The sequence below is a fragment of the Pseudomonas sp. 8O genome, assembly GCF_902506495.1.
Taxonomy (GTDB): Bacteria; Pseudomonadota; Gammaproteobacteria; order Pseudomonadales; family Pseudomonadaceae; genus Aquipseudomonas; species Aquipseudomonas chaetocerotis.
The window spans coordinates 551,115-564,720 of the sequence record NZ_LR733267.1; the positions used below are offsets into that span (position 1 = coordinate 551,115).

Consider the following 13,606-nt stretch of genomic DNA (forward strand, 5'->3'; position numbering starts at 1 on the left):
TGTTCGACTGGAGTTCGTCATGCACGCCACCTTGCGCCTGCTTATTCTGCCCGCCCTGGCCCTGCTTACGGCCTGCGCCCATCAATCCGGTACGCTGGAATTGAAGAAGGACCGGCAGTGCCCGCTGACGCTGAACAAGGGCCAGCAACTGATTCTCAGCCTGCCCAGCAACCCCACCACCGGCTTTCGCTGGGAGGTGCGCGACGCGGCGCCGAACGTGCTGCAAAGTCTTGGCCCGGAGGTGTACAGCAATCCGGAAGACGCCGGGCTGGTGGGTGCTGGGGGCATCTCCACCTGGCGCTTTACCGCTCGCGAACCGGGCGAAGGCCGGCTGCTGCTGACCTACCAGCAGCCCTGGGAACCGAACGTGCCGCCGGCCGAAACCTTCGAGTGTGAACTGCGGGTGAAGTGAGCGAGGCCGCGCCAGGCACAGCTTCTGTGGGAGGGGCTTCAGCAGCGACGAATCGAAGCGAATCGCCGCTAAAGCGCCTCCCACGGAACCGTAGGGCGGGTGCAACCCGCCACCCCTTCATGGCGGGTTGCACCCGCCCTACATGCTTATCGATCCACCTCGTTGGTGGATGAAAAAAACGACCATGCTGAAATGAACGAGGAGCGCATGGTGCGCCCCTTCGTTTCTACCGTTTCGCGGCTGAAGCCGCTCCTACAGTCAAAGGCGCACACCACCTTACCCGAGCGTAGGAGCGGCTTCAGCCGCGAATGCCGCGCTCGCGCCCGGCATCAACTCTTGAGCCGGTAACCGGTCTTGAAGATCCAGCCCACCAGCAAAATGCACAGCGCCAGAAAGCCCAGCACCATCGCCAGGCTGACGCCGACATTGACGTCGGAAACGCCGTAGAAGCTCCAGCGGAACGCGCTGATCAGGTACACCACCGGGTTGAACAGGGTCACCGTCTGCCAGGCCGGCGGCAGCATGCTGATCGAATAGAAGGCGCCGCCCAGGAAGGTCAGCGGCGTGACGATCAGCGCCGGGACGATCTGCAGCTTCTCCCAGCCATCGGCCCACACGCCGATGATGAAGCCGAACAGGCTGAAGGTCAGCGCCGTCAGCACCAGAAACGCCGCCATCCAGATGGGATGCTGAATCTCGAAATCGACGAAAAGTCGCGCCGTGAGCAGGATGATGAGACCAAGGATCACCGACTTGGTCGCCGCCGCGCCAACATAGCCGATCAATATCTCCAGGTAGGACACCGGCGCCGACAGCAGCTCGTAGATGCTCCCGGAATACTTGGGCATGTAGATGCCGAACGAAGCGTTGGAAATGCTCTCGGTCAGCAGCGCCAACATGATCAGCCCCGGAATGATGAAGGCGCCGTAACTCACGCCCTGCACCTGGGTCATGCTCGAACCGATGGCCGAACCGAATACCACAAAATACAGCGAGGTGCTGATCACCGGCGTGGCAATGCTCTGCAGCAGGGTGCGCCAGGTGCGCGCCAGCTCGAACAGGTAGATGGCCTTGATGGCATACAGGTTCATGCGCGCGACTCCTCCAGCAATGAAACGAAAATCTCCTCCAGCGAACTCTGGCTCGACTGCAGGTCCTTGAAGTCGATGCCGTGCTGAGCGAGCTCACGCAGCAGTTCGGCGATACCGGTGTTCTCGTGCTGGGCATCGAAGGTGAACACCAGCGCATGACCCTGATCCACCAGCTCCAGACCATAACGCGCCAGCTCGGCCGGCACGCATGACAGAGGCTGCTGCAGGTGCAGGGTCAGTTGCTTCTTGCCCAGCTTGTGCATCAGCACCTGCTTGTCTTCCACCAGGATGATCCGGCCCTTGCTGATCACCCCGATGCGGTCGGCCATTTCCTCGGCCTCTTCGATGTAGTGGGTGGTCAGGATGATGGTCACACCGCGCTCGCGCAGGCGCCGCACCATGTTCCACATGTCGCGGCGCAGCTCGACGTCGACACCGGCGGTAGGCTCATCAAGGAAGAGAATCTGCGGCTCGTGCGAGAGGGCCTTGGCGATCATCACCCGGCGCTTCATGCCGCCGGACAGTTCCATGATCTTGGCGTCCCGCTTGTCCCACAGCGACAGGTCCTTGAGCAGTTGCTCCAGATAGGCCGGATCGGGCTTCTTGCCGAACAGACCACGGCTGAACTTGACCGTCGCCCAGACGGTTTCGAACACGTCGCTGACCAGCTCCTGCGGCACCAGGCCAATCTGCGAGCGGGCCGCGCGGTAGTCACGGACGATGTCGTGGCCAGCCACCAGCACCCGGCCCTCGCCCGGATTGACGATGCCGCAGATGATGCTGATCAGGGTGGTCTTGCCCGCGCCGTTGGGGCCGAGCAAGGCGAAGATCTCGCCCTGGCGAATGTCCAGGTCGATGCCCTGCAGGGCCGGGTGCCCGGACGCATAGATCTTGTTCAGTTGCGAAATGGAGATGACCGACTGCACGGTGAGAGTCCTTGCCTGCGGAAAAACCACAGAGTGTAGAGCCTGACCACCCAGGCAGGGCAAGTGCATTATTGGTTCGCAGTGGCAAGCATCTGGCCGGTAGGGTGCGCTGTGCGCACCAAGACAGGTGTGTTACTCGGTGCGCACAGCCTGGGCGACCCCGCGATACCCTGCCCAAGGCATAGCGGGATAACCCGGCGCGCTTGTGGCGCGCCGGTGCTGCAGGTGAGGTTGAGGGAGAAGCGGCCGCAGCGCTTGTGGCGTTGCGGCGATAAGCGTGGCGACAGGCGCCGTCACGCAAATGGGTTACAACGGCGTCAGCAACTGGCCGGTGGCGATGAAGGCACGCAGGTTGTCCAGCACCAGATCGGCCATCTGCTGGCGGGTCTCGACGCTCGCGCTGCCGACGTGCGGCAACAGCACCACGTTGTCCAGCTCACGCAATGCAGCCGGCACCTGAGGTTCGCGCTCGAAGACGTCGAGGCCCGCACCGCCAATCACACCCTTTTTCAGTGCTGTGATCAGTGCGCTCTCTTCAACAACCGAGCCGCGCGCCACGTTGATCAGGAAGCCATCAGGCCCCAGCGCTTCGAGCACCTCGGCGTTGATCAGGTGATGGGTGGCCTTGCCGCCAGGGCAGGTCAGCACCAGGAAGTCCGCCCAGCGCGCCAGTGCCAGCAGATCGGGTTCGTGCTGATAAGCGCTGCCCTCGACCGCACGGCGGTTGTGGTAACGCACCGGCATGGAGAACCCCGAGGCGCGCAACGCTACTGCTTCACCGATGCGGCCGAGGCCGACGATGCCCAGGCGCTTGCCGCTGACCCGACGCGCCAGCGGGAAGCCCGTGGTGCTGCTCCAGGCGCCGCTGCGCACGAAGCGATCCGCTTCGGACAGACGCCGCGCGCTGTCGATCATCAGGCCCATGGCCAGATCAGCCACGCAGTCGTTGAGCACGTCCGGCGTGGTGCTGAGGGCGATGCCACGGTCACGCAGCAGCTCCAGCGGATAAGGATCGTAGCCGACACCGAAGCTGCAGATGGCGCGCAGATTCGGCAGCAGCGCCAGCTGATCAGCCGTGCAGCCAAAACGCGCCGAAGACACCATGTAGATGAACTGCTCGCCCTGCTCGCGCAGAAAGGCCAGTGGCTCGGCCTGCTGCCAGAGCGCACTGACCTCGTATTCGTCGGCCAGCTCGCGATTGAAGCGTTCGCTCAGCGGGCCGATCTGCAGCACCTTGAGTTTGCTCATGGATCCTCCTGTTTCGATCATGCGTTCTACAGCAATTTGCCCGGATTCATCAGCCCGGATGGATCCAGCGCCTGCTTGATGCGGGCCATCAGTTCCAGCTCCAACGGCGCCTTGTAGTGCTGCGCGGCCAGCCGCTTGGACTGGCCCAGGCCATGTTCGGCGCTGATGCTGCCGGCATCTTCCAGGACCTGATCGTAGATCACCCGCATGATCGCCTCGGCCTGCGCCTTGAACGGGCCATCCTCGGCGCCGACTGGCTTGCTGATGTTGTAATGCAGGTTGCCGTCGCCGACGTGCCCGTAGGCCACGACACGGACGCCAGGAAAAGCCAGTTGCAGCGCCTGGTCGGTACGCGCAATGAAGTCGGGAATACGGCTGACCGGCACACTGATGTCGTGCTTGAGGCTCGGCCCCTCGTGGTTCTGCGCCTCCGAGATGCCCTCGCGCAGTGCCCACAAGGCGCGCACCTGCGCATCGCTACCAGCCAGCACAGCATCCAACGCCATGCCCTTTTCGAACGCCTCGCCGATGCCCTGCTCGAGCATTTCGTTCAACGGCGCATTGGGCTGGGTATCGCTCAGTTCGATCAGTACGTACCAGGGATGCGCTTCGGCGAAGGGATCGCTGACGCCGGTGACATGGCGCAGGACGAACTCGACGCTCTGCCGCGACATCAGCTCGAAACCTGTCAGGCGGTCGCCGCACAGACCGCGCATCTGCCCGATCAGCTCGACGGCTGCCTGTGGGCTGGGCAGCGCCACCCAGGCGGTAGTCAGGCTGCGCACCGCCGGGAACAGCTTGAGCACGGCGGCGGTGATGATGCCCAGCGTACCCTCGCTGCCGATGAACAGGTGCTTGAGGTCATAGCCGGTATTGTCCTTGCGCAGGCCGCGCAGGCCGTCCCAGATGCGCCCGTCGGGCAGCACCACTTCCAGCCCCAGCGCCAGGTCGCGCATGTTGCCGTAACGCAGCACGGCGGTGCCACCAGCATTTGTCGCCAGGTTGCCACCGACCGTGCAGCTGCCCTCGGCACCCAACGACAGCGGGAACAACCGGCCGACTTCGGCGGCGGCCTCCTGCAGCTGCTGCAGGATCACCCCGGCTTCGACGGTAATGGTTTCGTTGGCCACGTCCACTTCACGGATGCGCTTCATGCGCGTCAGCGACAGCACGATCTGCGCCCCGGAGTCGTCCGGAATAGAGCCGCCGCACAGGCCGGTATTGCCGCCCTGCGGCACCAGCGCGACGCCGGCCTGCACGCACAGACGCACAACGGCAGCGACCTCCTCGGTCGAGGCAGGCCGCAGCACTGCAGCCGCCTGGCCGCGATAGGCGCCGCGCCAGTCGCTCAGGTAACTCTGCATGCGCTCGGCATCGAGGATCAGGCCGGCCTCGCCGACCACGTCGCGCAGCGCCTGGATCAGATGTTCGGACAGGCCACTCATCTCAGGTCACCGGCGCCGGGTTGAACAGCACCAGGTCGTTGTGCAGGCGCAAGTGTTCGGCGCAGGTCTGCTTGCGACCGCTGGCCACGTCCAGGTAGAGCTGGAAGATATGCCAGCCCATTTCCTCCAGGGTCATATGCCCGGAGACGATCTGCCCGGCGTCGACGTCGATCAGGTCCGGCCAACGCTCGGCCAATTGGGTGCGCGTAGCCACCTTGATCACCGGCACCATGGACAACCCGTAAGGCGTACCGCGACCGGTGGTGAAGATGTGCAGGTTCATCCCGGCAGCCAGTTGCAGGGTGCCGCAGATGAAGTCGCTCGCCGGCGTGGCGCAGAACCACAGGCCCTTGCCACGAATGCGCTCACCCGGTGCCACGACGCCGGCAATCGGGCTGTTGCCGGATTTTGCGATGGAGCCCATGGCCTTCTCGACGATGTTGTTCAGCCCGCCCTTCTTGTTGCCCGGCGTGGTGTTGGCGCTGCGGTCGGCCATGCCGCGCGACAGATAGCGGTCGTACCAGTCCATCTCGCGGATCAGCGCATCGGCTACCTCGACGCTGGCGGCGCGCGGCGTGAGCAAGTGGATGCCGTCACGCACCTCGGTGTTCTCGGAGAACATCACCGTGGCGCCGGCGCGCACCAGCAGATCGGCGGCCACCCCCAGAGCCGGGTTGGCGGTGATGCCGGAGAAGGCATCGCTGCCGCCGCACTGCATGCCGACCACCAGTTCGGAAGCCGGTACGGTCTCGCGGCGACGCTGATCGAGCACCTTCAGGCGCTCCTCGATCATGCTCATGATCTGCTCGACCATGCCGGTGAAACCGGTGCCGGAATCCTGCAGGCGGAACAGCCAGTCCTCCTCGTCCATGCCGTTGGTGAGCTGATCACCATCCATCAACTGGCTGGCCTGCAGCTTCTCGCAGCCGAGGCTGATCACCAGTGCCTGACCGCCGAAGTTGGGGTTGCGGCTGATGTTGTACAGGGTGCGGATCGGCACCACGGCGTCCGGCGCGTTGATTGCCACGCCGCAGCCGTAGCTGTGCGACAGCGCCACCACATCGTCGACGTTGGGGTATTTGGGCAGGAGTTCCTTGCGCACGCGCTCGACCACATGATCGAGCACGCCGACCACGCACTGCACGGTGGTGGTCACACCGAGGATATTGCGCGTGCCGACCGTGCCATCCGGGTTGCGGAAGCCCTCGAAGCTGTAGCCCTGCAGCGGCTCGCCGGGCGAGGTCTTGATCGTCGCCTTGGGCAGGTTGTCCAGTACAGGTGGCTCGGGCATGCGCAGCACCTGCTCGGTGACCCAGCTACCAGCGGCGATGGGTTTCAGCGCATAGCCGATGACCTCGCCATAACGCACCACCTCGCCGCCCTCGGCGATGTCCACCAGCGCCACCTTGTGGCTTTGCGGGATGCCTTCGGCGGCCTTGAGGCCATCGTCGAACTGGCCGCCAGCGGCGACGCCCTGGTCATTGACCACTACACCGACGTTGTCGGTCGGGTGCAGGCGGATGTAACGGGGCGAATCCTGATGGGGAATCAACTGCATGACACGTGCTCCTGTTGTGCATTCAGGATGTCGAGCCAGACGTGGCGTCCAGCTCGACCCTGTGAATTTGGCCGACGATCAGGCCGAAGCTGACGACCGCCAGCAGGGCATTGAGGCCGACATAGGCCAATGCCCCATCGAAAGAACCGGTATGGCTGACCAGGTAGCCGATGACGATGGGTGTGGTAATCGCCGCCAGGTTGCCGAAGGTGTTGAACAACCCACCGGACAGGCCGAGGATCTGCCGTGGCGAGGTGTCGGCCACCAACGTCCAACCCAGCGAGCCGAGGCCCTTGCCGAAGAACGCCAGGGCCATCAGCGCCACCACCGCAGTGTCGCTGTCGGCGAAGATGCACAGCATCAGGCTGCTCGACAGCAGCAGGCCGAGCACCATCGGCAGCTTGCGCGCCAGGGTCAGCGAATGGCCGCGACGCAGCATGCCGTCGGACAACAGCCCGCCAAGCACGCCGCCGACACAGCCACTGATAGCCGGCAATGCAGCGGCAAAACCGGCACCGAGAATACTCATGCCGCGCGCCTGCACCAGATAGACCGGAAACCAGGTCAGAAAGAAGTAGGTAATGGCGTTGTTGCAGTATTGGCCGAGATAGATGCCAATCATCGTGCGCTGCCGAAGCAGCAGGCCGAGGTATCGCCACTGCGAGCTGCCGGCACTGCCGCGCGGCCCTTCCAGATCGATCAGCGCCCCGCCTCGTTCCAGGTAGGCCAACTCGGCCGCCTCGATACCTGGATGCTGGCGTGGCCCGTACAGCTGCTTCAACCACAGCAGTGACAACGCCAGGCCGAGGCAACCGAGCACGATGAATACCGCTTGCCAACCCATGGTTTGCACCACCCAGCCCATCAATGGGGCGAACAGCGCGGTGGCAGCATACTGCGCCGAGCTGGAGATGGCCGTGGCGGTGGCGCGCTCGGCAGTGGGAAACCAGGAGGCGATGATCCGGGCGTTGCCGGGAAAGCACGGCGCGCTGGCGAAACCCACCAGCAGCCGCAGCAAAAACATCGAGGTCACCGCCCAGGTGGTCGGCAGCCAGCCGACGAAACCCTGCAGCAGAGTCAGCGCCGACCAGATGAACAGCGCCAGGGTATAGACGGGTTTGGTGCCGAAGCGGTCGAACAGCCAACCGCCGGGAATCTGCCCGATGACGTAGGCCCAGCCGAAGGCCGAGAAGATGTAGCCGAGCGTCACCGCGTCGATGCCCAGGCCGGCCTGCATCGCAGAACCGGCGACGGAGAGGCTGGAGCGATCGGCGAAGGTGATGGTGGTGACCAGAAACAGCATCAGCAGGATGCTGTAGCGCACACGACCCGGTTTGGCATCTGGCATCGGCAAGGCTCGTGAGACAGAAGGAAAGGCTGAGCCGGTAAGGTGGGCCACGTCAGACCGTAGAGTGGGCCGGGCGGCGCTCCGCGTCAGCCACGGTCATCAACCCGTAGGGTGGGCTTTAGCCCACCGATTGTAGTCACGGTGGGCTGAAGCCCACCCTACAAAGCCACGGAGCGGCACCAGACTCAGCTCAACGCACCAGGCAGGGCTTCTTGTTATTGAAGGTCCAGCCCGGAATCAGGTACTGCATGGCCACCGCGTCATCACGTGCGCCCAGGCCCTTGGCCTGATACAGCTCATGCGCCTTGGCCAGTGCGTCCCAGTCCAGCTCGACGCCGAGGCCCGGCGTTTTCGGCACTTGCACCAGACCACCTTCGATACGCAGCGGGTTGCGCGTCAGGTACTGGCCATCCTGCCAGATCCAGTGGGTATCGATGGCAGTGACGCGGCCCGGTGCAGCAGCGGCGACGTGGGTGAACATGGCCAGCGAGATGTCGAAGTGGTTGTTCGAGTGTGAGCCCCAGGTCAAGCCCCAGTCGTTGCACATCTGCGCCACACGCACGGAACCGGCCATGGTCCAGAAGTGCGGGTCGGCCAGCGGAATGTCCACCGATTGCAGGGAGATGGTGTGGCCCATCTGCCGCCAGTCAGTGGCGATCATGTTGGTCGCTGTGGGCAGACCGGTGGCGCGGCGGAATTCGGCCATCACCTCGCGGCCGGAATAACCGTTCTCGGCACCGCAAGGGTCTTCGGCATAAGCCAGCACGCCGTGCAGGTCACGGCACAGGGCGATGGCCTGATCCAGCGACCAGCCGCCATTGGGGTCCAGCGTCACACGAGCCTCGGGGAAGCGCGCGGCCAGGGCACGAATCGCCTCGACTTCGGCTTCGCCATGCAGCACGCCGCCCTTTAGCTTGAAGTCGTTGAAGCCATAGCGCGCATGCGCGGCATCGGCCTGTTGAACGATGCTTTCCGGGGTCAGCGCGGTCTGATTGCGTACACGCTCCCAGGTGTCATCGGCATCGCGCTCGTCGCGGTAAGCGAGGTCGGTCTTGTCCTTGTCACCGACGAAGAACAGATAACCGAGCATCTCCACCGCATCACGCTGCTGGCCTTCGCCAAGCAGAGCGGCGACTGGCACGCCGAGGTGCTGGCCGAGCAGGTCGAGCAGCGCCGACTCCAGCGCGGTGACGGCGTGGATGGTGATGCGCAGGTCGAAGGTCTGCAGGCCGCGACCGCCGGAATCGCGATCAGCGAAGGCGCGGCGCACCTGATTGAGCAATGCGTTGTAGTTGCCGACCGGCTGGCCGACGAGCATGGAGCGTGCGTCTTCGAGGGTCTTGCGAATGCCCTCGCCGCCGGGGACTTCGCCGACACCGACATGGCCGGCGCTGTCCTTGAGAATGAGGATGTTGCGAGTGAAATACGGGCCGTGGGCTCCGCTCAGGTTGAGCAGCATGCTGTCTTGACCGGCTACCGGTACGACTTGCAGCTCGGTGATCAGCGGAGTGCCGACAGCGGCAGGAATCTGTGAAGTCATGAGCGTTACCCTGTTGTTCTTATGCGGGTTCGACAATGGTTCAGCGCGGTCGCGCCCGGCCTGCCGGAGCGCGACTGGGCCGCTTGCCGAGGCGAGCGGCCACCTGCGGTATTACTGTGCGCCTTGCGCTTCGATCAGCTTGGCCAGGGCCTCATACTCGTCCGGCAGCAGATCGGTCAGCGGCGCACGGACCGGACCAGCGTCGTAACCGACGATCTTGGCACCGGCCTTGACGATGCTCACGGCATAGCCGGCCTTGCGATTGCGGATATCCAGGTACGGCAGGAAGAAATCGTCGATCAGCTTGCCAACGGTGGCGTGATCTTCTGCGGCAATGGCGCGGTAGAAGTCCATGGCGGTTTTCGGGATGAAGTTGAACACAGCCGAGGAATAGACCGGGACACCCAGCGCTCGGTAAGCCGCGGCATAGACTTCAGCGGTCGGCAGGCCGCCGAGGTAGGTCAGGCGCTCACCCAGGCGGCGACGGATCGACACCATCAGCTCGATGTCGCCCAGGCCGTCCTTGTAGCCGATCAGGTTCGGGCAGCGCTCGGCCAGTTGCTCCAGCAGATTGGCATTGAGGCGGCAGACGTTACGGTTGTAGATCACCACACCGATCTTCACCGACTTGCAGACCTGCTCGACGTGAGCGGCGACGCCGTCCTGAGAGGCTTCGGTCAGGTAGTGCGGCAGCAGCAGCAAGCCCTTGGCGCCCAGACGCTCGGCTTCCTGCGCCATCTGGATGGCAACGCGAGTCGGGCCGCCAACGCCAGCCAGGATAGGCACGGACTTTTCGCAGGTATCAACGGCTGTCTTGATCACGGCGCTGTATTCGTCCGGCGCCAGGGAGAAGAACTCGCCAGTACCACCGGCAGCGAACAGGGCGGAAGCACCGTAAGGCGCCAGCCACTCGAGGCGGCGCACGTAGCCGGTCTGGTTGAAATCACCGGCGGCATCGAAGTCGGTCACCGGGAAAGACAGCAGACCAGAAGAGAGGATGGACTTAAGTTCTTGTGGATTCATTATGCGAACACCCTAGTAAAGCGAGTTGTGAGGAATAGCGTCAGCCGCAGCTGTAGAGATACGTTATCGTACAACAACAAAAAAAACACCAGTTTTTATATCGTCCGTTCGTCGAAGATTTCCCTCCCCTCGCCCGCCTCGCCAGAAAACCGCTACACAAGCGCCAAGCTCAGACTAGAGCAGGCTCCATGATCACGCCAACGAAAATGGCAGCGCAATCATCATTGCTCATGAGCAGCGTTGACAGGTCAGGAACAGACTGGTACTAATTTCACCAAGTCATACGACAACCTATGACATTCCAATAAAAACAAAACGAGGCCAGGTCATGTCACAGACCTTCACTGCCGCCACCTGCTGCCAACGTGCGCATCGTTACATCGCTGCCAGCCCCCGTCAGTACGGCGCAGCCTGCACTGGCTTCGTTGCCATCCTTGCCCATGCTCAAGCTTGCTGCAGCGCGGATCGCCTGCTGATCCCGGTGCACGACTGAACCGTACCTTCGCCATTGCGGCCGAGGGCCGCACCAAGTCCGGAGCCCCTGCCAAGATGTACGAAGCCCCCCGCAACAGCACACCTCAGATCGTCGAGATGCAAGTCATCCCGGTTGCCGGCCATGACAGCATGTTGCTCAACCTGTGTGGCGCCCACGCCCCCTACTTCACCCGCAATCTGGTGCTGCTCAAGGACACTGCCGGGCACATCGGCTGTGGCGAGGTCCCCGGTGGCGAAGGCATCCGTCAGGCACTGGAACGCTGCCGCGAGCTGGTGATCGGCCAACCGGTCGGTCGCTACAACCGCATCCTCAATAGCCTGCGCCAGGCCATCGCCGGGCCGGCCAAAGGGCCACAGACCACCCAGCATCAGGTCACATCTGAATCCGAGGCACGTGTGCTCAAGCAGCCGCACGAGATCAACCTGCGCCTGGACAACGTGATTACCGCAGTAGAAGCCGCCCTGCTCGACCTGCTCGGCCAACATCTGGACGTGCCGGCCTGCGAACTGCTTGGCAGCGGCCAGCAACGCGACCATGTGCCGATGCTCGCCTACCTCTTCTATATCGGTGAACGTCAGCGCAGCGACCTGCCCTACCTCGCCGGCCAAGGTTCGCATGACGACTGGTATCACCTGCGCCATCAGGCCGCGATGACACCGCAGGCCATCGCCCGCCTGGCCGAAGCCGCCCATGCGCGCTATGGCTTCAACGACTTCAAGCTCAAGGGCGGCGTGATGCGTGGCGCCGAGGAAATGGACGCGATCCGCGCGATCAAGGCGCGCTTCCCTGATGCCCGCGTCACCCTCGACCCCAACGGCGCCTGGTCGCTGGATGAAGCCATCGCCCTGTGCCAGGGCCAGAACCATGTGCTGGCCTACGCCGAAGACCCTTGCGGCCCGGAGAACGGCTATTCCGGCCGCGAGGTGATGGCCGAGTTCAAGCGTGCCACCGGCATTCCTACCGCCACCAACATGGTCGCCACCGACTGGCGGCAAATGGGTCACTCACTGCGCCTCGAGGCGGTGGACATCCCGCTGGCCGACCCGCACTTCTGGACCATGCAGGGCGCTGTACGCCTCGGTCAGGTATGTGAGGAATTCGGCCTGACCTGGGGCTCGCACTCCAACAACCATTTCGACATTTCCCTGGCCATGTTCACTCATGCCGCCGCAGCCGTGCCGGGCCGCGTCACCGCCATCGACACGCACTGGATCTGGCAGGAAGGCGAAGAGCGCCTGACCCGCGAACCGCTGCAGATCATCGGTGGTCAGGTAGAGGTTCCCAGCAAGCCCGGCCTCGGCATCGAGCCGGACATGGAGCGGATCATGGCCGCTCATGAGCTTTACAAGAAGGTGGCCAACGGCGCGCGTGACGACGCCATGGCCATGCAGTACCTGGTTCCGGGTTGGCAGTACGACCCGAAACGTCCCAGCCTCGGCCGCGACTGACTCGCGCGGCTTTCATCCCAAACCGGAGTATTCCAATGAAAAAAACATTCCGCGCTTCTCTCCTTTCTGCCCTGGTCGGTGTCGGCGCCCTGGTCACCCACGCCGCCACCTTCGCCGATGAGGTCAAGTGGCCGACTCGCCCAATCCAGGTGGTGGTGATCGCCAACCCCGGCGGCGACACCGACTTCAACGCCCGCATGATGGCCAAGTACTTCAACGAGATCACCGGCAAGACCATGGTGGTGACCAACGTCGCTGGCGGTGGTGGCACCCTGGCAGCCGAACAGGTCAAGGGCGCAGCGGCGGATGGCAACACCATTCTCTTCACCCACCCGGGCCAGCTGATCGTCAACGAAGTGGCCGGCCTGACCGAAGACAGCTTCGAGACCTTCGATGTTTCCTGCATCGCTGGCGTCGACAAGAGCACCGTATTCGTTGCCTCCAAGCAGTCCGGCGTGAGCAGCATGCAGGACCTGGTGGAAAAATCGAAAGCCAACCCCGGCAGCATCACCTACGGCACCGAGATGGGCAGCTTCTCCCACCTGCAGGGCCTGATGCTGGAAAAACTCACCGGCGCCAAACTGAAGATGGTCGACGGCGGCACCGTGTCCGACCGTGTGGTCGGCATGCTCGGTGGTCGTCTGGACATGGGCGCCATCACCTATGGCTCCGTACAGGACTATGTACAGGGCGGGCAGATGGTCGCACTGGGTCAGCCCAACGAGGAGCGCAACGCCATGCTCGGCGAGGTTCCGACTCTCAAGGAGCAAGGCCTCGACATCACCATGGACAAGCCCTACGTCGTGGCTTTCCCGAAAGGCACCGACCCGGCGATCGTGAAGAAGATGTCTGACATCATGAAGCAGATCACCGAGCAACCTGGTTACGCCGAAGACCTGAAGAAGTTCAAGCAACCGGTCTCGTTCTACGGCACCGAAGAGGCCAAGCAGATTCTGGCCAAGACCCGTGAAGACTTCATGCAGTTCAAGGATGAGCTGCGCAAGGCCAAGTAAGCCATAACGCAGCCCCGACCCGATCGATTCGGGCCGGGGCTGCACCTCAGAACATCGA

At 63.5% G+C, this 13,606-nt stretch carries 12 protein-coding genes; 4 read left to right on the forward strand and 8 right to left on the reverse strand.

Translation table 11 applies throughout. From position 1 onward, the window contains the following. Window positions 1-19: 19 nt before the first annotated feature. Window positions 20-412: a protease inhibitor I42 family protein gene (locus tag GV002_RS23885; RefSeq protein ID WP_160020725.1), complete on the forward strand. Its 393-nt coding sequence runs from the start codon at window positions 20-22 to the stop codon at window positions 410-412. A 329-nt stretch (window positions 413-741) separates the two neighbouring features. Here GV002_RS23885 and GV002_RS23890 read toward each other — a convergent pair whose 3' ends face one another. From GV002_RS23890 to kdgD, 8 genes are all read right to left on the reverse strand, one after another. Then, window positions 742-1,503: an ABC transporter permease gene (locus GV002_RS23890; protein WP_017678012.1), complete on the reverse strand. Its 762-nt coding sequence runs from the start codon at window positions 1,501-1,503 to the stop codon at window positions 742-744. Next, a complete protein-coding gene (locus GV002_RS23895; RefSeq protein WP_160020726.1) occupies window positions 1,500-2,429 on the reverse strand; it encodes an ABC transporter ATP-binding protein in 930 nt (309 codons plus the stop codon). The genes GV002_RS23890 and GV002_RS23895 overlap by 4 nt, the downstream gene beginning before the upstream one ends. 306 nt (window positions 2,430-2,735) lie before the next feature. Next, the gene (locus GV002_RS23900) at window positions 2,736-3,677 is read right to left on the reverse strand and encodes a 2-hydroxyacid dehydrogenase (protein WP_160020727.1); all 942 of its coding nucleotides are present in this window, start codon (window positions 3,675-3,677) and stop codon (window positions 2,736-2,738) included. A gap of 26 nt (window positions 3,678-3,703) precedes the next feature. Next, a complete protein-coding gene (locus GV002_RS23905) occupies window positions 3,704-5,122 on the reverse strand; it encodes an FAD-binding oxidoreductase (protein WP_160020728.1) in 1,419 nt (472 codons plus the stop codon). A gap of 1 nt (window position 5,123) precedes the next feature. After that, the gene (gene garD, locus GV002_RS23910) at window positions 5,124-6,680 is read right to left on the reverse strand and encodes a galactarate dehydratase (RefSeq protein WP_160020729.1); all 1,557 of its coding nucleotides are present in this window, start codon (window positions 6,678-6,680) and stop codon (window positions 5,124-5,126) included. Between the two features lie 22 nt (window positions 6,681-6,702). Then, window positions 6,703-8,028 (reverse strand): MFS transporter, encoded by a 1,326-nt coding sequence (locus GV002_RS23915; RefSeq protein WP_160020730.1) that lies wholly within the window; start codon window positions 8,026-8,028, stop codon window positions 6,703-6,705. A gap of 190 nt (window positions 8,029-8,218) precedes the next feature. Continuing rightward, the gene (gudD, locus tag GV002_RS23920) at window positions 8,219-9,568 is read right to left on the reverse strand and encodes a glucarate dehydratase (RefSeq protein WP_160020731.1); all 1,350 of its coding nucleotides are present in this window, start codon (window positions 9,566-9,568) and stop codon (window positions 8,219-8,221) included. Between the two features lie 111 nt (window positions 9,569-9,679). Then, window positions 9,680-10,591 (reverse strand): 5-dehydro-4-deoxyglucarate dehydratase, encoded by a 912-nt coding sequence (gene kdgD / locus GV002_RS23925; RefSeq protein ID WP_160020732.1) that lies wholly within the window; start codon window positions 10,589-10,591, stop codon window positions 9,680-9,682. A gap of 328 nt (window positions 10,592-10,919) precedes the next feature. Between kdgD and GV002_RS24200 the strand changes: the two genes are divergently transcribed. From GV002_RS24200 to GV002_RS23935, 3 genes are read left to right on the forward strand one after another with little or no spacing between them, the layout of a single operon-like run. After that, window positions 10,920-11,084 carry a hypothetical protein gene (locus GV002_RS24200; RefSeq protein ID WP_178094804.1) on the forward strand — a complete coding sequence of 55 codons (165 nt, stop codon included), beginning with the start codon at window positions 10,920-10,922 and terminating at the stop codon, window positions 11,082-11,084. A 56-nt stretch (window positions 11,085-11,140) separates the two neighbouring features. After that, window positions 11,141-12,535 (forward strand): enolase C-terminal domain-like protein, encoded by a 1,395-nt coding sequence (locus tag GV002_RS23930; RefSeq protein ID WP_160020733.1) that lies wholly within the window; start codon window positions 11,141-11,143, stop codon window positions 12,533-12,535. Between the two features lie 35 nt (window positions 12,536-12,570). Next, entirely contained in the window at window positions 12,571-13,548 is a 978-nt protein-coding gene (locus GV002_RS23935; protein ID WP_160020734.1) for a tripartite tricarboxylate transporter substrate binding protein, read from the forward strand. Window positions 13,549-13,606 lie beyond the last annotated feature (58 nt).

Bases quoted from the DNA above. Each gene is read 5' to 3' on its own strand.
- GV002_RS24200 (WP_178094804.1), top strand. From the start codon at position 10,920: ATGTCACAGACCTTCACTGCCGCCACCTGCTGCCAACGTGCGCATCGT.
- GV002_RS23935 (WP_160020734.1), top strand. From the start codon at position 12,571: ATGAAAAAAACATTCCGCGCTTCTCTCCTTTCTGCCCTGGTCGGTGTC.
- GV002_RS23900 (WP_160020727.1), bottom strand. From the start codon at position 3,677: ATGAGCAAACTCAAGGTGCTGCAGATCGGCCCGCTGAGCGAACGCTTC.
- garD (WP_160020729.1), bottom strand. From the start codon at position 6,680: ATGCAGTTGATTCCCCATCAGGATTCGCCCCGTTACATCCGCCTGCAC.
- GV002_RS23930 (WP_160020733.1), top strand. From the start codon at position 11,141: ATGTACGAAGCCCCCCGCAACAGCACACCTCAGATCGTCGAGATGCAA.
- gudD (WP_160020731.1), bottom strand. From the start codon at position 9,568: ATGACTTCACAGATTCCTGCCGCTGTCGGCACTCCGCTGATCACCGAG.
- GV002_RS23890 (WP_017678012.1), bottom strand. From the start codon at position 1,503: ATGAACCTGTATGCCATCAAGGCCATCTACCTGTTCGAGCTGGCGCGC.
- kdgD (WP_160020732.1), bottom strand. From the start codon at position 10,591: ATGAATCCACAAGAACTTAAGTCCATCCTCTCTTCTGGTCTGCTGTCT.
- GV002_RS23885 (WP_160020725.1), top strand. From the start codon at position 20: ATGCACGCCACCTTGCGCCTGCTTATTCTGCCCGCCCTGGCCCTGCTT.
- GV002_RS23915 (WP_160020730.1), bottom strand. From the start codon at position 8,028: ATGCCAGATGCCAAACCGGGTCGTGTGCGCTACAGCATCCTGCTGATG.
- GV002_RS23905 (WP_160020728.1), bottom strand. From the start codon at position 5,122: ATGAGTGGCCTGTCCGAACATCTGATCCAGGCGCTGCGCGACGTGGTC.